This window comes from Flavobacterium omnivorum, assembly GCF_900099915.1.
Lineage (GTDB): Bacteria > Bacteroidota > Bacteroidia > Flavobacteriales > Flavobacteriaceae > Flavobacterium > Flavobacterium omnivorum.
Genome location: NZ_FNDB01000021.1, coordinates 13050 through 38423 on the forward strand (window position 1 = coordinate 13050; position 25374 = coordinate 38423).

At 34.5% G+C, this 25374-nt stretch carries 17 protein-coding genes; 4 read left to right on the plus strand and 13 right to left on the minus strand.

Annotated elements, in window-relative coordinates; genetic code table 11:
- Positions 1 to 47 precede the first annotated feature (47 nt).
- From BLS90_RS14815 to BLS90_RS14835, 5 genes are all read right to left on the minus strand, one after another.
- Positions 48 to 2159, minus strand: a complete 2112-nt coding sequence (locus BLS90_RS14815; RefSeq protein WP_091259014.1) for a response regulator — start codon at positions 2157 to 2159, stop codon at positions 48 to 50.
- 718 nt (positions 2160 to 2877) lie between these two features.
- Positions 2878 to 4419: an acyl-CoA carboxylase subunit beta gene (locus BLS90_RS14820; protein WP_091259016.1), complete on the minus strand. Its 1542-nt coding sequence runs from the start codon at positions 4417 to 4419 to the stop codon at positions 2878 to 2880.
- Between the two features lie 3 nt (positions 4420 to 4422).
- Positions 4423 to 5865, minus strand: a complete 1443-nt coding sequence (gene accC, locus BLS90_RS14825) for an acetyl-CoA carboxylase biotin carboxylase subunit (RefSeq protein WP_091259018.1) — start codon at positions 5863 to 5865, stop codon at positions 4423 to 4425.
- 98 nt (positions 5866 to 5963) lie between these two features.
- Positions 5964 to 6449 carry an acetyl-CoA carboxylase biotin carboxyl carrier protein subunit gene (locus tag BLS90_RS14830; RefSeq protein ID WP_091259019.1) on the minus strand — a complete coding sequence of 162 codons (486 nt, stop codon included), beginning with the start codon at positions 6447 to 6449 and terminating at the stop codon, positions 5964 to 5966.
- Positions 6450 to 6551: 102 nt separating this feature from the next.
- Positions 6552 to 8753 (minus strand): B12-binding domain-containing radical SAM protein, encoded by a 2202-nt coding sequence (locus BLS90_RS14835; RefSeq protein ID WP_091259022.1) that lies wholly within the window; start codon positions 8751 to 8753, stop codon positions 6552 to 6554.
- A gap of 231 nt (positions 8754 to 8984) precedes the next feature.
- On the opposite strand from BLS90_RS14835, the gene BLS90_RS14840 reads away from it, so the two are divergent.
- Positions 8985 to 16193, plus strand: coding sequence for a T9SS type B sorting domain-containing protein (locus BLS90_RS14840; protein WP_091259024.1), 7209 nt, complete (start codon positions 8985 to 8987; stop codon positions 16191 to 16193).
- A 56-nt stretch (positions 16194 to 16249) separates the two neighbouring features.
- Here BLS90_RS14840 and BLS90_RS14845 read toward each other — a convergent pair whose 3' ends face one another.
- The gene (locus tag BLS90_RS14845; RefSeq protein WP_091259026.1) at positions 16250 to 17533 is read right to left on the minus strand and encodes an MFS transporter; all 1284 of its coding nucleotides are present in this window, start codon (positions 17531 to 17533) and stop codon (positions 16250 to 16252) included.
- A 104-nt stretch (positions 17534 to 17637) separates the two neighbouring features.
- On the opposite strand from BLS90_RS14845, the gene bshC reads away from it, so the two are divergent.
- Positions 17638 to 19227: a bacillithiol biosynthesis cysteine-adding enzyme BshC gene (bshC, locus tag BLS90_RS14850; RefSeq protein WP_091259028.1), complete on the plus strand. Its 1590-nt coding sequence runs from the start codon at positions 17638 to 17640 to the stop codon at positions 19225 to 19227.
- An 86-nt stretch (positions 19228 to 19313) separates the two neighbouring features.
- Positions 19314 to 19733, plus strand: a complete 420-nt coding sequence (locus BLS90_RS14855) for a nucleoside-diphosphate kinase (protein ID WP_091259031.1) — start codon at positions 19314 to 19316, stop codon at positions 19731 to 19733.
- A 131-nt stretch (positions 19734 to 19864) separates the two neighbouring features.
- Here the strand turns inward: BLS90_RS14855 and BLS90_RS14860 are convergent, their stop codons facing one another.
- Together BLS90_RS14860 and BLS90_RS14865 are read right to left on the minus strand one after the other, a co-directional pair.
- Positions 19865 to 20161, minus strand: coding sequence for a DUF721 domain-containing protein (locus tag BLS90_RS14860; RefSeq protein WP_073355171.1), 297 nt, complete (start codon positions 20159 to 20161; stop codon positions 19865 to 19867).
- Positions 20142 to 20582 (minus strand): hypothetical protein, encoded by a 441-nt coding sequence (locus tag BLS90_RS14865; protein ID WP_091259033.1) that lies wholly within the window; start codon positions 20580 to 20582, stop codon positions 20142 to 20144. The genes BLS90_RS14860 and BLS90_RS14865 overlap by 20 nt, the downstream gene beginning before the upstream one ends.
- Positions 20583 to 20867: 285 nt before the next feature.
- Here BLS90_RS14865 and BLS90_RS14870 point away from each other — a divergent pair, with 285 nt between their 5' ends.
- Positions 20868 to 21944 carry a serine hydrolase domain-containing protein gene (locus tag BLS90_RS14870; protein WP_091259035.1) on the plus strand — a complete coding sequence of 359 codons (1077 nt, stop codon included), beginning with the start codon at positions 20868 to 20870 and terminating at the stop codon, positions 21942 to 21944.
- A 187-nt stretch (positions 21945 to 22131) separates the two neighbouring features.
- Here BLS90_RS14870 and ftsY read toward each other — a convergent pair whose 3' ends face one another.
- The 5 genes from ftsY to BLS90_RS14895 form a co-directional block, all read right to left on the minus strand.
- Positions 22132 to 23085: a signal recognition particle-docking protein FtsY gene (gene ftsY, locus BLS90_RS14875; RefSeq protein WP_091259037.1), complete on the minus strand. Its 954-nt coding sequence runs from the start codon at positions 23083 to 23085 to the stop codon at positions 22132 to 22134.
- A gap of 128 nt (positions 23086 to 23213) precedes the next feature.
- The gene (locus BLS90_RS14880; RefSeq protein ID WP_072675716.1) at positions 23214 to 23366 is read right to left on the minus strand and encodes a DUF4295 domain-containing protein; all 153 of its coding nucleotides are present in this window, start codon (positions 23364 to 23366) and stop codon (positions 23214 to 23216) included.
- A 9-nt stretch (positions 23367 to 23375) separates the two neighbouring features.
- Positions 23376 to 23558 (minus strand): 50S ribosomal protein L33, encoded by a 183-nt coding sequence (gene rpmG, locus BLS90_RS14885; protein ID WP_017495179.1) that lies wholly within the window; start codon positions 23556 to 23558, stop codon positions 23376 to 23378.
- Positions 23559 to 23585: 27 nt separating this feature from the next.
- Positions 23586 to 23822, minus strand: a complete 237-nt coding sequence (gene rpmB, locus BLS90_RS14890) for a 50S ribosomal protein L28 (RefSeq protein ID WP_091259039.1) — start codon at positions 23820 to 23822, stop codon at positions 23586 to 23588.
- 72 nt (positions 23823 to 23894) lie between these two features.
- Complete coding sequence (locus BLS90_RS14895) at positions 23895 to 25148, minus strand: CinA family nicotinamide mononucleotide deamidase-related protein (RefSeq protein ID WP_091259040.1); 1254 nt, start codon at positions 25146 to 25148, stop codon at positions 23895 to 23897.
- Positions 25149 to 25374: the final 226 nt, after the last annotated feature.

The following is a 25374-nucleotide window of genomic DNA, read 5'->3' on the forward strand; positions in this document are numbered from 1 at the left end:
TTAAAAAAATTGACTTTATAGCGTTCTTTAGCGTAATGGTATGGAATTTATGAATTAATTTCCATAAAAATCGAATCTAACAATTCAAATATTTTTTCTTTATCCAATGGTTTTGTAATGTAATCGACAAAACCAAACTGCAAGATTTTTTCTCTATCTTCAAAAGAAGAATAAGCAGTCTGCGCTATTACAGGAAGCTCTGGTTTAATGGCTCTTATTTGTTCGAATGCTTCGAAACCATTTAAAATAGGCATTTTGATGTCCATAAAGACCAAACTAATATTAGGATTTTCAACACAAATATCTACAGCTTCTTGGCCATTATGAGCTCGCAAAACCGTATGATTTTTTGATTCAATAATTTTCTTTAACAACAAGAAATTAATATTATCGTCCTCAGCAATTAAAATTATTTCGTTCTCATGATTACCCGAAAACGAAATTGACTTCTTTTGAATATTTGTATTTATTGTTTGATCAAACTGCAAGGGTATTGTAAACGTAAAAATAGATCCAAACCCTATTGTCGATTTCACATTTATTTCGCCACCTAACATTTCGACATAGGCTTTAGTAATAGACAAACCAAGGCCGAGTCCTGTTGTGTCATTTGTGGAATTATCTTCAATTCTTCTGAAGCGATCAAAGATGATTTTTAAATAATTTTCACTAATTCCAAGGCCCGAATCTTCGATCGTAAACTCTAAAAGTTCTTTTTGTTTATTTATTTTATATCCAAAGGAAACAAAACCTTTCTCTGTAAATTTAACGGCATTTGTAATTAAATTTACGATAATCTGTTTCAGTTTCGTTTCGTCAGTAATAATAGTGCCTTGCAGAATCTCAGGATTTTTTACAATATAAAACTCGATCTCTTTATCTTTGGGAATAGTAATCTTAATGGCGTGATATAGTTCCGCAACACATTTTTCTAAATCCAACCCCTTATAATTTGGCGTAATTTGCTTGGCATCAATCTTAGACATTTCAATCAAATCTTCAATAATGGAAACCAAGCTATTTCCGCTATTTTTTATGATTTTTAAATAGTCTATTTTTTCCTTTTCTTTCAAATTAGCATCCATTAGTAAATCACTAAAGCCAATTATGGCATTCATGGGAGTCCTAATCTCATGCGACAAATTAGCCAAAAAAGCAGATTTTAAAGTATCGCTTTCTTCTGCCTTTTGTTTAGCGATTTCTAATTGTTTTCGTTGATTGCTATTTTCTTCAAAAAGATTCCCAATATAACCAAACTCGCCTTTGGATTTTTTTAAACTCGATATTGAATTACTACTCCCTGTTTCTAAGATATTTTTAATTAATTTTAAAGGATCGTAAACCCATTTTTTAGTATAATAAATGAAAATCAAAATATTAATGATCGAAGCTATGACCACTATTAAAAGAATTTCTTTCGTTTTACTATAATTTAAATTAAAAGGTCTTTTAAAAAGCAACGTGCTTACTACATTATTTTTCCAATCCTTTAAATTTAGCCCAACAGTTACAAAATCATCTTCCGCCTTAATTTTTTGATTTGAAAATGCTAAACTAACTTTAGAACTACTAATATCTTCTAGAGACGCGAAAAAAGACGCATCTAAAAGTCGAGCCATAAAAAAATAACCGGAAGGTTTTGTTTTATTCTTTTTTGGATCATTAGAAGGATGTATAGTTGCACCAAAAACTTCAACAACACCCTCTGGAAGCTTAATATAGAACCTTTTAAATTTAGATTTATAAAGTGCAGTCATCATCTCCTTAGGAATAAAGTCAAAACTTTTAATCTTAGATGATCTTGTCTTATTTAATAATTTGCGGTCTAAATCATAAATTCCAATGTAATCTGCTTCGTAGGATTGAAATTCATTAGATACGTATTTATTATACCATTTATTATCCTTTGTTTTGGTAAATCGAACTAACTCATCCCAAAATGTAACATCCATAACTGTGGCAGTTGGTGTTCTAGAGTTCAGTATAAATAAGGATTTTACTTCATTGTCATATCGACTGTGAGTAGTTTTATAAAAGTGCTGTTCTTCTTGAACGGTATAAAGGTATAAGGAAGTATAAAGTATAAAAAAGAATACAGTCGCTGAGGCAATCAGCAACAATAGTTTAAAATAAGTATTCAGGTTAATTAATTTCTTCATATTGTAAGCAAATAAAAAAGAGAAAACAAAAACATCTTACTCAATTATTTGTAAGATATATCACTTTTTCTTGCTGGCGCAAGTTATGTTTTTTTTATGATAAAAAAAACTGCATCTATTTAAACTCATGAAGTTCATTATTATAACTTCTGTTTTACAATGGTAAACTTTCCAACAAAACCTTTAACTTACCTGTTGCCAATTTTAAAGTACGCAATAGGTTTTTCCAACTAATTTTACAGTTTTACTTCTTGTTACATTCCACTTTGTTTTTATCCTTTAAAGGGCAAGACGATCGGATTACAATGCTAACTTTTGTTCCACCACTACTGCACCTAGTGTTAAAATAAGCCATTGGTAAATTCAGTACTGTGCGTTATCAAATTAGTTGTCAGGAGTAATTTAAAATAAAATAATAATAATAATAATTAATTTTAGCCTATAATGGTTAGATTGTGGTGTATTCCTAAAAATTTTCAGGAAATTGGGTTGCCAATACAATTCGTAATTCGAAATAAAAATAATTTTGACAACATCAACAAGTACTCCATGTTCTCTTAGCTACAGGTTCAATCTAAAAATTCCCTTGGTACTACTATCACTTCAATACTTGCAGTTCTGAAGTCAATTTTACTTTTTTTGCTTCATTTACATTTAAAGTGTATCCATAAAAAAACCAGCTGGATTAGAGCTGGTTGCTTTATTTTTACCCAAAAAATTACAAAGGGATGTTTCCGTGTTTTCTATTCGGAGTGACACTTTTTTTATTTTCAAGCATGCTAAATGCTTTTATCAATTTGCGGCGAGTGTCTTGTGGTAAAATCACCTCATCTACAAAACCACGTTGTGCAGCAGTGTAAGGATTAGCAAACAAAGTGGCATATTCTGCTTCTTTTTCTAATAATTTTGCTTCATGATCGTCTGCATCGCTGATTTCTTTTTTGAAAATAATTTCAGAGGCACCTTTAGCTCCCATTACGGCAATTTCAGCAGTTGGCCAAGCAAAATTCATATCGGCACCAATATGTTTTGAATTCATCACATCATAAGCTCCTCCATAAGCTTTTCGAGTAATAACCGTCACTCTTGGCACGGACGCTTCACTCAAGGCATACAATAATTTAGCCCCATGAACTATAATACCATTCCACTCCTGATCCGTTCCAGGTAAAAATCCCGGCACATCCACCAAAACCAATAAAGGAATATTAAAACAATCACAAAAACGGGTAAATCGTGCCGCTTTTTTGGAACTGTTCACATCCAAACAGCCTGCTAAAACCATAGGTTGATTAGCAATAATACCAATGCTTTTTCCTCCCAATCGAGCAAAACCCACCAGAATATTTTCAGCATAATTTTTATGAACTTCAAAAAACGAATCTTCATCAATAATCCCACCAATCACACTGTGCATGTCATACGGTTTATTAGGATTATCAGGAATTATATTTGATAATTGCTCCCGAATCTCATTCCCTAATTCATAAGGCAAATCGCGGGCAGTTTCTTTATTGCTCTGTGGCAAATAGCTCAGCAATCGCTTGAGATCCTCTAAACATTCTACATCATTTGCAGAAGTGCAGTGCGCCACACCTGACTTAGTTGAATGCGTACTTGCCCCTCCTAATTCCTCTGAGGTCACAGTTTCATTGGTTACGGTTTTAACAACATTGGGTCCTGTGACAAACATATAACTAGTATCTTCTACCATCATAGTAAAATCAGTCATGGCAGGAGAATAGACCGCCCCACCAGCGCAGGGGCCCATTATAGCTGAAATCTGAGGAATCACTCCTGAAGCTTGAACGTTTCTATAAAAAATATCGGCATAACCACCCAGAGAACGCACCCCTTCCTGAATACGTGCTCCGCCAGAATCGTTTAATCCTATCATTGGCGCTCCCATTTTGACCGCCATATCCATGACTTTACAAATTTTTTCGGCATGAGTTTCTGACAATGAACCGCCAAAAACCGTGAAATCTTGGGCAAATATATAAACCAATCTTCCATTTATAGCTCCGTATCCTGTAATAACACCATCGCCATAATACAATTCTTTTTCCATTCCAAAATCAGACGTACGGTGTGTGACCAACATTCCAATTTCTTCAAAAGATCCTTCATCCATTAAGTACTCAACACGCTCTCTAGCTGTTAATTTTTTATTGGAATGTTGTTTCTCGATTCGCTTTTTACCACCACCTAAATGCGCTTCGGCAATTTTATTGTTTAATACTTTTATTTTAGATTCCATAATTTACTGAATTGGTAATCGTATGATTTTCTGATCTTCAAAATACTGTTTCATAGCCACAAGAGCTGCAATTTCGGCTTCTTTAGCCATTTGGTTTTTCAATATTTCCGCATTGTAATATTTTTTTACAAAATGAGTATCGAAATTACCCGAACGAAAGGCATCATGTTCAAAAACAAACTTCCCAAAAGGCAAAGTAGTTTGTACTCCTTGCACATGATACCCATCAATCGCTTTAATCATCAACTGAATCGCTTCTTCACGAGTTGCTCCGTAAGTAATTAACTTGGCTAACATGGGATCGTAATAAATAGGGATATCCATGCCTTGTTCAAAACCATTATCGACGCGTATATTTTCACCCACAGGTAATTCATACACCTCCAAGTGACCAACACTTGGTAGAAAGTCATTCGTAGGATCCTCTGCATAGACTCTCAATTCGACAGCATGACCTTTAATTTTTAAATCTTCTTGCTTCATCGATAAAACTTCGCCTCTCGCTACTCTGATTTGCAATTCCACTAAATCAGTCCCTGTGATCCATTCCGTAACAGGATGTTCTACTTGCAAGCGGGTATTCATTTCAAGGAAATAAAAATTATTGTTTTCGTCCAATAAAAATTCTACTGTTCCCGCACCTAAATAATCACATGATTTAGCCACTAAAATAGCCACTTCTCCCATTTGCTTGCGCAATTCAGGCGAGAGAACGGATGAAGGTGCTTCTTCAATTACTTTTTGGTGACGACGCTGGATGCTGCATTCCCTTTCGAATAAATACAATATATTTCCGTGACTGTCGGCCATAACTTGAATTTCGATATGCCGTGGTGAGGCTACATATTTTTCGATAAAAACAGAACCATCCCCAAAGGCTGCAATTGCTTCGCTAATTGCACGGTTCATTTGAGATTCAAAATCACTTTCACTTTCGACCACACGCATTCCTTTTCCACCGCCACCGGCTGAAGCCTTTATAAGAATAGGAAAACCAATTGCTTTAGCAGCTAATTTTGCTTTTTCGATGTCTGTAATTGCTTCGTCTACACCAGGAACCATAGGGATATTATAGTCTTTAACAGCCTCTTTAGCTGCTAATTTACTCCCCATAACCCTAATAGCTTTGGATTTTGGACCAATGAATATAATGTCATTTTTTTCACACTCTTCAGCAAAATCTGCATTTTCACTCAAAAATCCATAACCAGGATGAATTGCATCTACATTTAAGGCTTTAGCTACCTCAATGATTTTGTTTCCTAACAAATAGGATTGACTTGAAGGTGCTTCACCAATCCAAACTGCTTCATCAGCAAATTTTACGTGAGGTGCATTTCGATCTACAGTTGAATAAACGGCAACTGTTTTAATGCCCATTTTTTGTGCGGTTTTCATTACCCTGATGGCAATTTCCCCTCTATTGGCAACTAATATTTTTTTCATTTTGATTATTTTAACCACAGACTCGCTATTTTTTAATTCTACTACACTCCCTTATGTTGGGTAACTCGATTTTGAATAAGCAAATTAGCCTTAATTTATTATTCGAATTCAATTAAAAGTTGCCCTTTCTCTACTGCATCTCCCATAGCAATTGAAATAGATTTGATAACCCCATCACGTGGCGAAAGGAAACTGTTTTCCATTTTCATGGCTCCAAGAATGATTAGATTATCGTTTTCTTTCACTTCTTGACCCACCACAACACTAATTTCCAAAATTAGTCCAGGCATAGGCGCTTTAATGAAGTTTACCTGTTTGGCAAGACCCACTTCAAATCCCATTTCCTTGATGAGCAAGTCGAGGTGATTTGCTATCGTTACGGTGTAAGTGTTGTTGTTTACCTTAACGGTATAGCTTTTTTGATTGAAATCCGACGTTAGGATTTCCGCTTTATAAGGGGTGTTTTCATGTAATATATGGAATTTATTTGTTTCCATACGCACTGCGTCTAATTGTGAAATATCCTTCTTTTCAATATCAAAATGAAAAGTGTCATTTACATTTACTTTATAACCAATACTCATAAGTACATTTTTTATTGGATGTAAAAATAAGTAAAGAAAACGTTTGCGTACATTTAAAACAGATGTTTTATGCTAATTTAGTATAGTTTTTCTAAAATAAATTTACAAAATTAGTAACCCAAATTCTCTTAAGGTTTTGATGGGCTTGGAATACCAAAATAATTCGAAGTCTTCCAATTGAGTTTCAAAATCGGATTTAATTTCTTGAAAAGTATAAATTTTAGCATTGGAAACGGAGATTTTTAGAAGAATTTCAGTCAACCATTCCCCTTCCTTTTTATTAGTTTGAATACTAAAACTTTCTTTTTTATCATGAAAAGTCAACGTCATCAATTCCCAAGAATTCCCTTTTTTAGATTTAGTAAAATGTTCTATAAAGGGCTTCCCTCCTAACCAAACAATTTTGGCAGTTGGTTTTACATTAAAATCAGGATCTTCTTCTAAAGCATCAAAAATGAAATCAGGCGAGATTTTAGTTTTTGGAATTTTAAACTCGAACCAATCCTGCAATTCATAATCAAAACAAATTCCGTGCATGAAGTTGAACAAGGATTTCTTGAGTCCAAAACTGAATTTATCATGGTCAATTCCTGTAGCATCCGTGTAATTAATATCGTTATTGGCGAAAGTTCCAATGATTTCAGTTTCTTTTACCACACCAAATTTCTCTGGATACAAACCCACTGGACTGTGTGCGGTCATGGCAAATTGATGCCAAAATCCGGATTGCAATACATCTGCTTCAAATAATTGACGCACCATTTCTAAGCTATCCACGGTTTCCTGAATGGTTTGTGTAGGATAACCATACATTAAATACGCATGAACCATAACGCCAGCTTCCGTGAAATTCCGAGTCACTTTTGCTACTTGTTCAACCGTAACCCCTTTATCTATTAATTTTAATAATCGATCCGAAGCAACTTCGAGACCTCCAGATACAGCAATACAACCGGAAGCTTTTAGTAGCAAACATAAATCTTTGGTAAAACTTTTTTCAAATCGAATGTTGGTCCACCAAGTCACTGCTAATTTCCTACGAAGGATTTCCAGAGCCAAGGCACGCATTAGAGCTGGAGGAGCGGCTTCATCAACAAAATGAAATCCGTTCTCACCCGTTTGCGCTATCATTTCCTCCATTCGATCACACAAGAGATTCGCAGCAACGGGTTCGTAAATTTTGATGTAATCCAATGAAATATCACAAAACGTACATTTTCCCCAATAGCAACCATGTGCCATGGTAAGTTTGTTCCAGCGTCCGTCGCTCCACATGCGATGCATGGGATTCACAATTTCGATAACCGAAATGTATTTATCCAATAGCAAATCCGAATAATCCGGCGTTCCCACTTGTGCTTGTTTATAATCTGGTTTTAGGGAATTATTTTTGTAAACGACTTTTCCGTTTTCTAAAAGGAATGTTCGTTTATATTGCTTCTCGACTACGTTCGAAGTGACAGCGTTTATTAGTTCTTCAATAGGTGTTTCGCCATCATCCAAGGTGATAAAATCAAAAAATTCAAATACCCTGGCATCCGAAAGTGAACGCAGTTCCGTATTTGGAAAACCGCCACCCGCTGAAATTTTAATATCCGAATAGTGCTTTTTTACCCATTGTGCGCAGCGAAAAGCCGAGTATAAATTCCCGGGAAACGGAATTGAAATCAGGAAAAATGTAGGATGTATGGTTTCAATCTTTTCTTTTAAAACTGAAAGAAGAATAGCATCGATATAGGTGGGCTCCTGCTGTAAGGCCTCATATAATTCGTCAAAAGAATTTGCACTTCGGCCTAAACGTTCCGCATAACGGCTGAAACCAAAATTAGCATCGACACATTCCACAATAAAATCCGAAATATCTTCGAGATACAAAGTCGACAAATGTTTCGCTTTGTCCTGTGTTCCCATAGTTCCAAAAGCCCAATCCAATTCTTCTAGTTGTGCAAATCGGGACGCTTCTGGCAAAAAATCTTCTTGACAAATTTGGAGTGCTAATGTTGGATTTTTTCCTTGTAAAAATGCAATTACAGGATTTATAGTTTTAAGGTATTCATCTTGCAAAGCGTAAATACGTTTAGAATTATCGGAGATTTCTCCAACGGTAAACTTTAAACTTGCGACTTTAAACAAATTTGCAAGTCCTTCTTTCGAAAACAATTTCAAAATAACTTCGATACCTAAATCCGCCTGAACAGACTCAATATTTTTGGTATTCAGAAACCCTTTGATATAAGCAGTTGCCGGATACGGCGTATTCAGTTGGGTAAAAGGAGGCGTAATTAAGAATAATTTGGTTTTCAAGAGGAATTGTTTTGTGCAAAAATAAGGGATAATTATGGATTTTATACAAAAGAAACAACTTGCAGTTATTCGATTAAAATTGCATAATTAATTGAATTAAATCTTTCGAAAAACAATGTCATTTCTGCATTTTGATTCTTACCATTTCAAATATAAAATTCATACAAAAATTAAGATCTTTCACGCTAAAACACTGATTTTTTATTTACTTTTGTTTACAAAATTCCCACAATGAAGCTTAAAGTCCTACTGCTGTTTATTCTATTTCACCAATGTATTGTTGTTTTTTCTCAAAAAACAAATCCAAATTCATTCAATAAAATTTTATTGGAAGATAAAAATGGTCATTTAATTCAAACTTTGGATGAGCAAAACGAGTTTTTGAAAATTCGGGAAGAAAAAAGGAAAAAAGAAATCCTGAATTTAAAAAAAGTAAATCTGTATTTGAAAACAACAGCTTCACAACAAGCTGTAGAAATGTGTACCAATGGAAGTTTAGAACAATATGAAACTATCAGTGGAAGTAATTCCCTCAAGAATTTTCTTTATACCATAGGTGATCCTCCTGGACCAACGCAATGCCGCTCAATTACCAATACCGCAAATTCATACATCAATCGGTATGACCCTAATAATATGGATATTATGGCAACTGGTGTGTCTTCAAATTTAATTGATCCTTTTATGGGAGATATAAAAGCATTCGATCAATATGCCCTTAAAATTAATTATGAGAACTCATCTACTTATGGCTCTATTGTTCAGGGCAAAAGGTTTAAAACTAATAATGAAAATTATCTAAAGTTCAATTACAAAGCAGTATTACAAAGTGTATATGACAATAGTCACACTGACAATCAAGCATTTGTAAAGGCTAGGATTTTAGATAAAAACGGCGTTGTCGTAAATGAATTTTGTTTGGTAGGTGACGAAAAAAATTGCATTTTCACCAAAGTTCCAAGTCAAACTTCTTCTTACGTCACTTTGTATACTGCCAATTGGCAATCTGGAATACTGGATATTTCATCTATACCTAACAATGAAGAATTTACCGTGGAATTTATGGCTTCAAGATGTGGATTGGGTGGACATTTCGGATATATGTATGTAGATGATATTTGCTTACTGCATTCTACAGAAAATTTACAAGGATCTGTAGAACTAGATCCTTTGAATAAAGTTTGCCCTAGTTTACCGATTTCCGTGTGTGGAAATTATACCATTCCTAATTCTGGCGGAATTTCTTCATCTGTAAAAAAAATCACTTTAAATGTTTATAACAGTAATAACGTATCAGTTTATAGCACATCTACAACCTCAAGTTTAGACACAACAAATAAAAAGTTTTGTTTTACACTGAATGCTACTGATTTTCCAAATAGCACCAATGCCAATTATAATGTTGGAGTACAAGTAGATTATGATATTACTGGAACTTCTTGTACGGGAACTACATTTAATTCAGCCACAGATCCTGATGCGAATTCTGGTTGGGATATTTCTTTTTTAAATTGTACTTCAAGTTGCAATATTAATGTAACAACAGCAAAGATATCTCAATGTGACGCAAATCGTGACGGGAGTGAAAATTTTGATTTATCTAAATTAAACTCTTTGGTGGTAACGTCTACTACAGGTTTAAGTTTTAGTTATTATAAAAATTACAATGATGCGCAAGCTAACTTGAATGCAATCGCCAATTTCTCAAGTTATCCAAGTTCAAGCGCTTCTATTTTTGTTAGAGTGAGTAAAGATGCCACTTGCTACAAAATAATTTCTGCAAGTTTAGAGGTGAAAAATCCAACGGCAAATATTACAGGTATTCTAAATGTTTGTTCAGGAAGTACTGTATTAACAGCTTCTTTAGGATCATCCTATTTATGGAGTACAGGAGGCACTTCACAAAGTATTACAGTAACTTCGACAGGAAATTATTCTGTAACTGTCACTGATTCTTTTGGATGTAGTAGCGATGCTAGTGTTTCTATAGAACCTAGCCAAACTGCTGTTTCACCAATTTTGCAAATCACTCAACCCTCGTGTTTTTCTACCACAGGAAGTATAAAAGTAACTTCAGCCGCATCAGAATATAGTTTTGATGATGGTTTAACTTGGAGTAAAAACGACACAAATAGTAATTTATATCCTGGAACGTATTTAGTGAAAATAAAAACCATAAATGGATGTACTTCTTATTCTCAAAGTGTAACCATTACATCTGTGTCAACTTCATATCCAAATTATAACTATACCAATCCACTATTTTGTGGGGATGCAGGTAGTATTACTATCACTACGCCATCTGCATATTATAGTTTTGATGATGGTGTAACTTGGGTAAATTATGCTACTGCCACCAATCTTTTACCAGGGAATTATAAAATTCGTATAAAAGATTTACAAGGTTGTATTTCTTCAGCTAACAATGTACTTATTAGTAGCAATACGCTAGAAACTGCAACTTATACTATCATACAGCCTGCTTGTAGTATAGCTGGAAGCATTACCATTAATACTATTTCAGATTTTTATACTTTTGATGGTGGTACAACTTGGGTTACAAGTAACACTATGAGCAATTTAAGCACCGGAAGTTATTCTTTAGGAATCAAAAATGCTTTAGGTTGTACTTCCTATTATACCTATGTTTATTTAAATGATTTTCAATATTCCTATCCTGAATATACTACAGAGCAACCCGTTTGTGGAAGTAATGGAAGCATTACGATTACTACAGTTGCAGATTCCTATAGTTTTGATGATGGTGTAACTTGGACTAACAATAACGTAGCCAGTTTACCCCATGGAAACTATCCCGTAAAAGTAAAAAATAGTTCAGGATGTATTAGCGCTGCTAATTATGTTTATTTATACCAACCCTACTTGTATACACCAATTATTAGCCTAGAACAACCAACCTGTGGTGTTAACGGAAAAATCACTGTTAATTCATTATCAGATTTTTACAGCTTTGACGATGGAGTAACTTGGACAACCCTCAATAATAAATCATTGCCTCCAGGATATTACAACATAATTATAAAAAATAGCATTGGTTGTACTTCCTATCCAACTGGTGCTTATTTAAACAATCCAAATATAGCGGTACCTAATTTTACTGTCAGTCAGCCAACTTGTACTACCGCAGGAAGCATTACAATAAATACAATTGCAGATTTTTACAGCTTTGACGGGGGAGATACTTGGGGAACCACACCTACATTATCAAATATTAATTCTTATGGATATTACAACATTTCTATTAAAAATAGTTTAGGATGCGTATCCGAGAATATAGGTATTCCGATTAATAACCCTAGTCTTCCAGATCCCGATTATATAGTTACTAATCCAAGTTGCGGAAATATTGGTAATATTACATTCAACAGCACAGCAGATTACTATAGCATAGATTATGGAACAACCTGGAGTACCAATTCTATTTTTAATAATTTAAGCTCAGGATATTACTATCTATTGGTAAAAAAAGCGGATTGTACATCGAAATATATTTCTGTTTATTTAGATTCTACTCATTTAGCATCTCCAAAGTACACAATAACTCAACCCTCTTGTGGAACTAAAGGCAGTATTACAATCACTACTACTGCCGATTTTTACAGTATTGATGGTCAAACTTGGATTACAAGTCCTACTTTTTCAAATCTTTCTTCTGGCTATTATTACCCTTACATAAAAAATGCCCAAGGTTGTATTTCTAACTCGAGTTTTGCAAATATTCAAACTTTTTATCTTCCTAGTCCTACTTTTACATCAATACAACCCACTTGTGGAAATGGAGGAAGCATAACTTTTACTGCTACTGCAGCACAATACAGCATAGATGGAGGTAATACATGGAATACCAATCCTGTCTTTACTAATCTTAATTCTGGTTCTTATTATTTAGTGTTAAAAAATGCTGCTGGATGTACTTCTTATCTTTATGATACTTACGCAAATTTAAATCCATATTATTTGCCAAATCCCGACTTCACATTCATCCAACCAACTTGTGGTACCAATGGAAGCATTACTATTGCAACAGTTGCAGATTCATATAGTTTTGATGGTGGTACTACTTGGACAACAAACCCCACCCTTTCTGGACTAACGTCGGGATATTACAATATTGTTATAAAAAATGCAACTGGCTGCAAATCTTATGGCATATCGATATACATTAACCCTTTTTATCTTCCGAATCCAAATGTAAAAGTGATACAACCAAGTTGTGAAAATGGAGGAAGTATTACCGTCACTACTCCAGCTGATCAATATAGTTTTGATGGAGGTACAACTTGGAGTACCAATCCTATTTTACTAAATCCAACATCATCATCTTACACTATTGTTATTAAAAATACGGCTGGTTGCAAATCACAGCCGCAATACTACTACATTAATAAATATTATTTACCCACACCAAATGTAACTTCCATTCAGCCAACTTGTAGTTCTCCTTACGGGACTATAATAATAAATACTACTGCAGATCAATACAGTTTTGATAATGGTGTAACTTGGACTACAAATCCCATGAAGAAAAATCTGGCTGGCGGTTCATATACTGTAGTAATAAAAAACACATTAGGTTGTGTCTCTTATGGCAGTTATGCCTATATTGACATACCGCCTGCCATTCCTCCAGCACCCGCTGTACAGATTGTTCAGCCCTCTTCTTGCGGAGCAACTGACGGTAGCATAACCATAACTACAACGGCACTAAGTTATAGTTTCAATGATGGAAACAGCTGGACAACAAATCCAACAAAAATAAATGTAGGAGCTGGTACGTACATTATTAAAATCAAAACATATTCTTATAGTTGCGAATCATCAACAACAGTTGTAAATTTAAGTTCAGGTACTACAATTGCTGCTCCAGCTTATACTTCAACCCAGCCGAATTGTAGCTCTGCAAAAGGTTCTATTACTATTGCCACAACTGCTGCTACATATAGTTATGACAATGGATTAACCTACGTTTTTTCGAATACAAAGACGGATCTTTCTCCAGGAATTTATTTTATAAAAATTAAAAATTTAGCTGGTTGCGTTTCTGATGCTGCCACAGTCACTATTTCAACATTATCTGCACTTCCTGCTCCTGCCTACAAAGCAAGTCAACCAGATTGTACCAACTTTACAGGATCACTATCCATCGATACCGTTGCCGATTTATATAGTTTTGATAACGGAATCACGTTTGGAACTTCAAACACAAAATCCAATGTAGCACCAGGAACATATAATTTAATGATTAAATATAATTCTGGCTGTATTTCTCTTAGCGCACCTGTTACCATAGATGCTGCACCCACAATTCCAGCAGCACCACAAGTTGTAGTAACAAATCCTATTGGTTGCACATCATCAACAGGTAGCATTATGGTTTCTACTGTTGCAAATCTATATAGTTTTGATGATGGTTTAACTTGGAATACGACCAATACTGCTAGTTTATCTCCTGGAAATTATTTAATCCGAATAAAATATACAAATGGTTGCCCTTCGATTGCCTATGCTGCAACTATCAATACACCTCCAAATGCACCTTCAACTCCAATCTTAAACGTTTCTCAACCTGTGAGTTGTAGTAATCCGTTTGGTTCTATTTCCATTACAAGTGCCGCTTACCAGTATAGTTTTGACAATGGCGCAAATTATTCGACCAATCCAATTTCAGGAAATTTAGTAGCTGGGACCTATTTAGTTCGGGTTAAGAATAGTAGCGGTTGCGAGTCTGTAGCATTATCTGTAAAAATTAATCCTCCAACTGATTATCCCGTAAATCCTAAATTTACAACTATTCAGCCAGACTGTAATAATCTTAAAGGGACTATTATAATTACCGATATTGCCGCAGAATATAGTTTTGACAATGGAGTTACTTGGAAAACAAATACAATGCAATCAAATCTTGATCCTGGAACATATTATCTAAAAGCAAAAAACAGCATTGGTTGTATTTCAAATGCTACCACAGCTACACTAATTCCTTTTACAAATTTTACTCCGAAACCTACATTAACAAATCCTCAAATCTTCTGCATCCAACAAAATCCGACTTTAAGCGAGATTTCAATTACGGGCCAAAACATAAAATGGTATGATAATTTAACTAATGGAACTCCTTTATCAAATACAGCTCCACTACAAAACGGAACCACTTATCATGCTTCGCAAACCATTAACGGTTGCGAAAGTGCAAGAATTCCAGTTTTAATCAATATTCAAAATACTCCTACTCCAACAGGAAATACAAATCAAATGTTGTGTTCCAGTCAAAATCCAACTTTAGACACCATCCAGATTTCTGGAACTTCTATAAAATGGTATAACTCCTCTGGAACGCTTTTAATTAATTCAACTTCTTTGCAAAACGGCATGACTTATTATGCAACTCAAACTGTAAATAATTGCGAAAGCGAACGACTCGGAATCACCATTTCAATTGTAAATACGCCCGCTACTCCAACAGCAATTACAACTCAATCTTTCTGTAAAAAAGAAAACGCAAGGCTGAGCACTATCCAAATAGCAGGACAAGACATAAAATGGTATGAAACTAATTTTAGTGCAATTAGTTTACCTAATTCTACTTTACTTGAAAATAAGAAAAGCTATTATGCCTCACAAACTATAGGATGTGAAAGTGACAGAATTGCTGTTTTAATTCGAATTTATGACACTCCACCTCCAACAGGAAACACTAATCAACAATTTTGTTTTGATGAAAATGCACAAATTTCTAATCTAAATATTTTGGGTTCCAATATGAAATGGTATGATGCCTTAACCAACGGAACGGTTTTAGCAGAAATAACTGTATTAACAAATGGCGTAACCTATTACGCTACGCAAACATTAAATGACTGCGAAAGTGAAAGAATAGCAATTACGGTAACAATTCAGGATACTCAAAGCCCCATTGGTAATCCAAACCAATCTTTCTGCATTCAAGAAAATGGAAAAATTAGCACTATATCTATTGAAGGTCAAAACATAAAATGGTACACAAGTCTTTCCTCATTAACTACATTATCTGAATCAATTGTACTTGAAAATGGAATGACTTATTACGCATCTCAAACTATAAACAACTGCGAAAGTGAACGAACTCAGATAACAGTGAAGATTCTTGAAGCAACTAATGCGGGCTGTCTTGATTTAGTTTATGAGCTTCCCTACCCAAAATTCTTAACGCCAAACGGAGATGGGTTTAATGATTATTGGACCATTAATTTTGCTTATTTGAAACCTAATACCGGAATTAAAATCTTTGATCGTTATGGGAAATTATTAACAGTTCTAAATCAAAATGAAACTTGGAACGGAACTTATAATAATCAACAACTTCCCGCCACTGATTATTGGTTTGTAGTCACTCGAGCAGATGGAAATGAATACAAAGGGCATTTTAGTTTAAAACGATAAAAAAAGGTCGGCTGAAAACTTTCAATCGACCTTTCTCTTTTAAAATATTTTAAAATTTAAAATTTATGCTCCTCTTTACTAATCACCAATAATGCAAACAAGGAAATAGAAGCCGCTATGGTCAGATAATATCCAACATAAGTCAAACTATAAGTGCTTGCTAACCAAATCGCAATCATAGGTGCAAAAGCAGCTCCCAAAATTCCAGCTAAGTTAAAGGTCAAAGAGGCTCCAGAATACCGAACGGCAGTGGGAAATAATTCAGACAAAAATGTACCTAAGGGACCATACGTAAATCCCATTAAAGCCATTCCTGTACATAAAAATACAGTGATCATGACCGAACTTCCTGAGTTTAGAAAATAAGAAAATGCAAAACCAAACACCGCAATAGCAGTTGTGGCAATAATCAGCATTGTACGTCGACCAATTATATCAGCAACTACGGCTGAAATTGGAATAAACACTGCAAAAAATAAAACAGAGAACAACTGAATCAATAAGAAATCTCTTTTTGCAAAACCTAAGTCGGATGTAGCCCAACTCAATGTAAAGACTGTCATTAAATAAAAAACTAAAAAGGTAGTCACGGCAGCAAAAGTCCCAAAAATTAATTGGTTTTTATACGATTTAATCAGCGTTAAAAAGGGGATTTTTACCTCTTCCTGTTCTTTTTTTGAGTTTTCAAAAGACGGAGTTTCAGTGATCTTAGTTCGGATATAAAAACCTACTATAACCAAAAGCGAACTCGCTATAAAGGGAATACGCCAACCGTAATTCATAAAATCTTCATTGCTCAAAGTATCAGTCAAGAGTAAAAATGTCCCACCAGATAACAACAATCCTATGGGAGCACCAAGCTGTGGAAACATACCATACCAAGCCCTTTTATTAGGTGGGGCATTTTCAATAGCTAACAATACCGCTCCTCCCCACTCGCCTCCTAATCCAACACCTTGCCCAAATCGACACAACATCAACAACAAAGGAGCCGCAACTCCAATACTGGCATAACTGGGCAAAAAACCAATAGCTACCGTAGAAATTCCCATAGTCAATAATGCAGCAACCAAAGTAAATTTACGTCCTATTTTATCTCCATAATGTCCAAAAAATGCGGAACCAAGCGGACGCGATAAAAAAGCAATTGAAAAAGTGGCTAATGATTGTAAAGTCGCCAAGGTGTTATCTGAACTTGGAAAGAATAATTGTGGAAAAACCAATACAGCGGCATTCGCATAAATATAAAAATCAAAAAACTCTATCGTGGTACCAATTAAACTGCCAAAAAGAACATGTTTTACTGAGTTTTTGGCGGTAAGCCTTGAATTATCTTTCATAAGATTGTTAAAAATATTTCAATAAAAATGATACTATTTTTCGAAAGTAACAAATTAATAATTCCAATAAATAATGGTAAATTAGCAACATATAAAACTTTATTATGCCAACCGACTGTATCAGCTATCAGAATTCCGGATATTTTTCTCCTTTGATGAATGATTATTTAGACCATAAAACCAACTTATCATCCTTATATAACAGATTTCCAACACTTGAAAGCTTTGAAGCTCAAATTCTCGAAAAGCAAAACACCTTTGATAACGCTTCCCGAGAAACGCTAGTTACTGTTTTACAAAAACAATATTTAAAAGTTGAAACTTCCGCAATAACACAACAAAATATTAAGGATTTAGCACTTCACAATACATTTACCGTTACCACTGGGCATCAATTAAACTTATTCAGCGGACCGCTTTATTTCTTGTACAAAATCATTTCGACTATTAATTTAACAACCGAATTAAAATCAAAATATCCAACCTATAATTTTGTACCTATTTACTGGATGGCAACCGAAGACCATGATTTTGAAGAAATCAATTATTTCAATTTTAAAGGAAAAAAATTCCGTTGGAATAAAGAAAGCAGAGGCCCCGTAGGACGATTATCTACTGATGGTTTAGCTGATTTCCTAGAAGTATACAAACTGGAATTGGGTTCCAATACGAATGCCGAAACTTTAAAAAAATTATTTGAAGATTCCTATCTTGCTCACAACAACCTAGCAGATGCAACACGTTTTTTGGCAAATGCACTTTTTGGCATGTATGGATTAGTCATTTTGGATGCCGATAATGCCAATTTAAAACGCCATTTCATTCCATTTGTAAAAGAAGAATTACTACACCAATCCTCCCACCAATTAGTAGTAGAAACTGCCGAAAAATTAAAAGAATATACGATTCAAGTTAATCCCCGTGAAATAAATTTGTTTTACATCGAGGATAATGTTCGCGAACGTATTGTTTTTGAAGATGGGAAATACAAAGTAAATCATACAAAAATTGAGTTTTCTGAAACAGAAATTCTAACATTATTAGAAAATCATCCAGAGAAATTCAGTCCTAACGTGATTATGCGACCATTATATCAGGAAGTGATTTTACCTAATCTATGCTACATTGGTGGGGGCGGAGAAATTGCCTATTGGTTAGAGCTAAAATCCTTTTTTGCTGCTGCAAAAGTAACTTTTCCAATGCTATTGCTAAGAAACTCTGTCCTATTGGCAACTGAAAAACAAGCTAAAAAAGCAGACAAATTAGAATTGAATTGGGGGAATTTATTTTCAAAACAGGCCCATTTAGTAACTACTAAAACCAAAGAATTATCAGATTTCCCAATCGATTTAGCCGATTTAAAAGCGCAATTACAAAAACAATTTAGTATTCTTTATGATGTTTCGAACAAAACGGACGAATCTTTCCTTGGAGCTGTAAAAGCACAAGAAAAAAAACAAATCAAGGGTTTAGACAATCTAGAAAAACGTCTGCTAAAAGCTCAAAAAAGAAAATTAAATGACGTGTTAGAACGCATTACAAACTTACAAAGTGAGCTGTTCCCTAACCAAAGTTTACAAGAGCGCCAAACTAATTTTTCGGAATTTTATTTGGAATACGGCGAAAATCTGATTCCAACCTTGATTAAACAACTCAAACCATTGGACAATCAATTTGATATTATTGTACTTTAATCAGATAACCTTTATTTGAATGCCGAATTTGTAAAAATATTCAATAAAAAAATACTATTTTTGCACAAAATTTAAAAAAATAAAAGATGGCTACTAATAGAACATTTACAATGATTAAGCCTGATGCTGTTGCTAACGGACACATCGGAAACATACTTGCAATGATTACAAATGCAGGTTTCAAAATCGTTTCTTTGAAATTAACACAATTAACTATTGCTGATGCTCAAGCTTTTTACGAAGTACACGCTGCAAGACCTTTCTACGGTGAATTAGTTGAGTTCATGTCAAGAGGACCAATTGTTGCTGCTATTTTAGAAAAAGACAATGCAGTTGAAGATTTCAGAACTTTAATTGGTGCTACAAACCCAGCTGAAGCTGCTGAAGGAACGATCCGTAAAGCATACGCCACTTCTATTGGTGAAAATGCAGTTCACGGTTCTGATAGCGATGAAAATGCAGCTATCGAAGGTGCTTTCCATTTTGCTGGAAGAGAGCAGTTCTAGTATTCCGTTTTCAGTCGCAATTGACAGTTACGAATTATAATAAATTAGAAAATCCCGTTTCAAAATTGAAACGGGATTTTTTTATATCAAAAATCTGAAATCTAAAATCGTTAATCAACAATCTAAAATCACTACCTCAAAACTACGTCTTTTACCACATCACGTCTTAATTCTTCATTAATCATCGCCACTATTTTAGACTTTCCGTGACTTAATTCTTCCCGCAAAACAGACGAAGTCAACTCAACATACAACGTACTTCCTTTTAAAACAACATTATTCGTATAACTGTTCACGCCATTACCCATTAAGTTTTTCCAAGCGTCTTTCACGTCAATTTGATCCATTCCGGGTTGCAGTTTATTCACTTGGATTATTTGTTTCAAAACATCCCCTATCGTACTCTGATTATTTAGTCGTTTTGCCATCGCCCAGTAAATTTATTGGTGTTGCTTTTTTGTAATGGTATTCTACTTTTTCCTTGTTCAACAGTACTAATTCTTCCGCTGATACAGCAATCAACTCCTCACTCCACTTCATATAAGGCGTAGAATAATCTAAGAATACTTTGTCATCCGCAAATCGAACTGTTACGTTTTCATACGTATCGTTCACCACAAACGTACCGTTTAATTGCGGCATCACTTTCTTCCGAATCCCTTTATTATTCTTTAATTCGAAATAATCATACACCTCATTCATCCTGTATTCTTTGTCCTTTATGGAATCAAAAACTACCTTCTCCACTTCCCAATATCCATTTATTTTTGAAATATCTTCTGGCTTTACCTTTTGCTGACACCCCATAAAAAGAAATGCTAAAAATAGAATGCTAACTGTTTTTTTCATAATACTAATTATTTTTAGGAGCTGTTTCCTGCTTTACGCTTCAATCTTTTTACCCGCTGAAAAAGCGGCTAAAAAGGATTTACGCTACAAACGAAGTTCACTGAACTCCTCTGAAAATAAAAGTACAGTGAAGTAATCAGGGCTAGTGAATTCGTGATAAATCGCGTTTATTCTAGATACAAAGTTACTCTTATTAACTTCAAAGAAAACAAAAATTTCAGAAACACTTTAAACTATTTTCTATATTTTTGGTGGTAAAGGAATTAGAACTAAATCAGTAGCAAGATGTCAAAAATAATCTACAGTTTCTTCATCATATTATTGTGTAGCAGCTGCAGTTCTGAAACCACGGAATCAGTTCCTTCTCCACCAACAACAGAAATCCTTTATTTCCCGCCTTTAACTGGTACCACTTGGGAAACAAAATCAATTGCAAGTTTAGGTTGGAAACAAACCGCTGTGCAACCGATACTAGATTATTTAGAACTCAAAAAGTCAAAATCTTTTATCATTCTTGTCAACGGAAGAATCGTAATGGAAAATTATTTTAACGGTCATGACGCCAATAGTTTTTGGTATTGGGCAAGCGCCGGAAAAACCCTAACCTCAACTGTAACAGGAATAGCACAACAAGATAACCTCATCAACATCAATACTAAAGTTTCACAATACATAGGAACCGGTTGGACGAGTTTGCCTTTAGCCAAAGAAAATTTGATTACTAGCAAACACTTACTCAACATGACTTCCGGATTAGAAGATAGTACCGATGATGTTGATCCAGTAAACCTTAAATACAAAGCAGATGCAGGAACGCGTTGGGCCTATCATAATGCATATGTAAAATTACAAGATGTAATTGCGCAAGCCAGCGGACAAACCTGGAATTCCTATTTCAATACCAAATTGAAAGATAAGATAGGAATGGATGGCGCTTGGTTTCAATTAGGCAATAATTCAGTTTATGGAAGTAATACACGCTCCATGGCGCGTTTTGGACTTTTAATCTACAACAAAGGAAAATGGGTAAGTAACACGATAGTGAATGAAAACTTTTTAAATGAAGCTACAAACACTTCACAAACAATCAATCTAGGATACGGCTATTTATGGTGGTTGAATGGAAAATCAAGTTACCATTTACCACAAAGCCAATTGCAGTTCACTGGTAGTTTGATACCAACAGCTCCAACCGATATGTATATGGCATTGGGTAAAAACGATCAAAAAATATACATAGTTCCAAGCAAGAAAATGGTCGTTATCCGAATGGGAGATGTTGCAAATCCAGATAATCCAACTTTTGCTTTATCCGATTTTGATGCAGTTTTATGGCAAAAAATAAGTGCTTTGTACCAATAAAACTACTTGCTTTTCAAACGTCTCATAAAACCCAAAACAAAGAAAACCAAACCTATTATCAATAAAAAATAATAGAAAGCAAGACTTTTATCTCGGACAAGGTTGGCCAATATAAAAGAAATGATACTCACTAAATAAAGATACATCGGAGGTGTATTTTTCAACGAAGAGAAATCCATTCTAATTATTATTTAAAAAAACTATCTACAAACTCATACTTATTAAAAACCTGAAGATCCTCAATTCCTTCTCCAACACCAATATATTTTACTGGAATTTGAAATTGATCTGAGATTCCTATCACAACTCCGCCTTTGGCAGTTCCGTCAAGTTTAGTAACAGCTAAACATGTAACCTCAGTAGCTGCTGTAAATTGTTTTGCTTGTTCAAAAGCATTCTGACCGGTTGAGCCGTCCAAAACTAATAACACATCGTGTGGTGCATCACCAACTACCTTTTGCATCACTCGTTTTACTTTGGTCAACTCGTTCATCAAATTAATTTTATTATGCAAACGACCTGCCGTATCAATAATAACGATATCCGCATTTTGAGCTACAGCCGATTGTAAGGTATCAAACGCTACTGAAGCGGGATCACTTCCCATATCTTGACGGACAATAGGAACACCTACTCGATCTGCCCAAATTTGTAATTGATCAATCGCCGCGGCACGAAAAGTATCAGCAGCACCCAAAACAACATTATAACCTTGTTTTTTAAATTGATACGCTAACTTGCCAATGGTAGTAGTCTTTCCAACACCATTTACCCCAACTACCATCAAAACATAGGGTTTTGTCTGAATTGGAATTAAAAACTCAGTACCCTCACCAGAATTGGTCTCTGATAATAAACCAGCAATTTCTTCTCTGAGAATTTGATTGAGCTCCTCTATTCCCATATATTTATCTGAGGCAACACGACTCTCTATTCTTGTAATAATTTTCAGAGTTGTATTGACACCAACATCTGATGTAACAAGGATTTCTTCTAAATTATCTAAGACTTCATCATCCACTTTTGACTTTCCTGCAACAGCTTTAGTTAACTTTGAAAAGAAATTTGTTTTTGATTTTTCAAGACCTTTGTCTAATGTTTCTTTTTTCTCTGATGAAAATATTCTTTTGAAAAAACTCATTGTATAAATAGTATTAAGAATGAAGTATTTAAGTCCAAAGAACCCATACGTTTTCTAATGGTAAATATAGAAAATAAAAAAGCTACTTTCCAATGAAAGTAGCTTTTCTATATAATGTTAATTGAATATTATTTCTTTTTCAAGAATTCATCAACTGATTCTGGTGTCATTATAGATTCTACGAATGTATATGCACCTGTTTTAGGAGATTTCACCATTTTGATGGCTTTTGATAATCTCTTAGAAGCTGTCTGTAAGGTTGCTACTGTTTTCTTTGCCATGACTAATAATTATTTAATTTCTTTATGAACAGTTACACGTTTCAAGATTGGATTAAATTTTTTAATCTCTAATCTGTCTGGAGTATTTTTTTTGTTCTTTGTTGTTATGTATCTTGAAGTCCCTGCAACACCTGATGTTTTGTGTTCAGTACATTCTAAAATTACCTGGATTCTATTACCTTTCTTTGCCATCTTGCTATTTTTTTATTTTGGAAGGGATTATTTAATAAATCCTTCTGCCTGTGCTTTTTTCAAAACTGCAGCGATTCCATTTTTATTAATTGTTTTTATCGTAGATGCTGCTACTCTAAGAGTAATCCATCTATCTTCTTCTGGAAGATAAAAACGCTTTTTAACTAAGTTCACAGAAAATTTTCTCTTAGTTTTGTTCATAGCGTGAGAAACGTTATTTCCTACCATCGCTCTTTTACCTGTAAGGTCACAAACTCTTGACATTATACTTATCTTTTATCGTTATTCAAAATCAGGGTGCAAAGAAAAGAAAAATAAACCTATTAACCAACATTATTAACGCACATTTTTTAAAATTTCTTTCTGCAACAGCTCTAAACTTTTAATTACTGCTCTATCTATCACTTTTTCACGGGGTTGACCAAAATTAAATTCTTCAACAATTATTTCGCTTGGCGTAGCCAATGCAATAAAAACAGTCCCAATTTCAGCATTAGAGTCCCCTTTTGATGGTCCTGCATTTCCCGTTGTCGCAATTGCATAATCTGTTTTCATCATCTTTTTAATATTCAAAGCCATCGCCGAAACCACTTCCCTGCTCACCACAGAATACTCATTTATGAGACTTTCTGGTATGCCTAAAACATCAATTTTAACCTCTGTTCCGTAGGAAACTACACTCCCTTTAAAATAACTTGAAGCACCAGCAATAGCGGTCAAAACCTGTGCGATTTTACCTCCAGTACAACTTTCAGCTGTCGATAGCGTTTTATTTTGTTTTATCAGCATTTTACCCACAACAACCTCTATCGTCTCACCATCGTCAAAACCCACGATAATATCATTGATTAAGAGATCCAGCGACTTTACATTTTCAGCTAGAGCAGCTTCTAATTCTTCTTTGTCAGTACCCCGTGCCGAAAGTCGCAAACGAACTCTTCCAGGCGCAGGCAAATAGGCCAATTTAATAAATTCTGGAAGATTATTTTCCCAATCCTCTATTCGTTCCGCTACTATACTTTCGCCTTGACCGTAGGTCAGAATGGTTTTATGAATAATATAAGGACGCTCGTATTCCCGAATTACTTTTGGAATAATTTCATGCTCTACTATATATTTCATTTCATAAGGAACTCCAGGAAGAGAAATAAAAACCGTATTCTCTTTTTTCATCCACATTCCAGGCGCTGTCCCCAATTGATTGTGCAAGACCGTACATTTAGAAGGGACTAATGCTTGATCTCTATTGATTTGGGATGCCGCTCTATTCATAACCCGCTCAATAAGCTCAACTACATGCTTCTCTACCGCTTTATCAACAATTAATTCGTCATCAAAATAATCACAAAATGTCTTCTTTGTAATATCGTCTTTGGTAGGTCCCAAACCGCCAGTGATAATCACTAAATCTACTTTGTTTTGTAGCGCAGCAAACGTGTCTAAAATATGCGCTTTATCATCACTTATCGAAATCATTTCATTGATCTCAACGCCAATTTTATCCAATGAATTGGCTATAAAACCAGAATTAGTATCTACAATTTGGCCTATTAAAATTTCGTCACCAATGGTAACTATAGTTGCTTTCATTTTTCTACTGCTATTTATTTTATACCGTTTTAATCAAAAAGAGAAACATACTATAGTTAGCACATTTCTCTTTTTCTTAAGGAAGTAGTTTACCTAATTTTATTTTCATTAGAGCTCCTTGAAATTTGTTCAAAGCGAAAATCTTCTCTCATCAAATTATTAAAAAGAGACCAGAATAATCGCAACGAGTAGCCCGACATACTTTTCAGTGAGTCAAGACGTACTA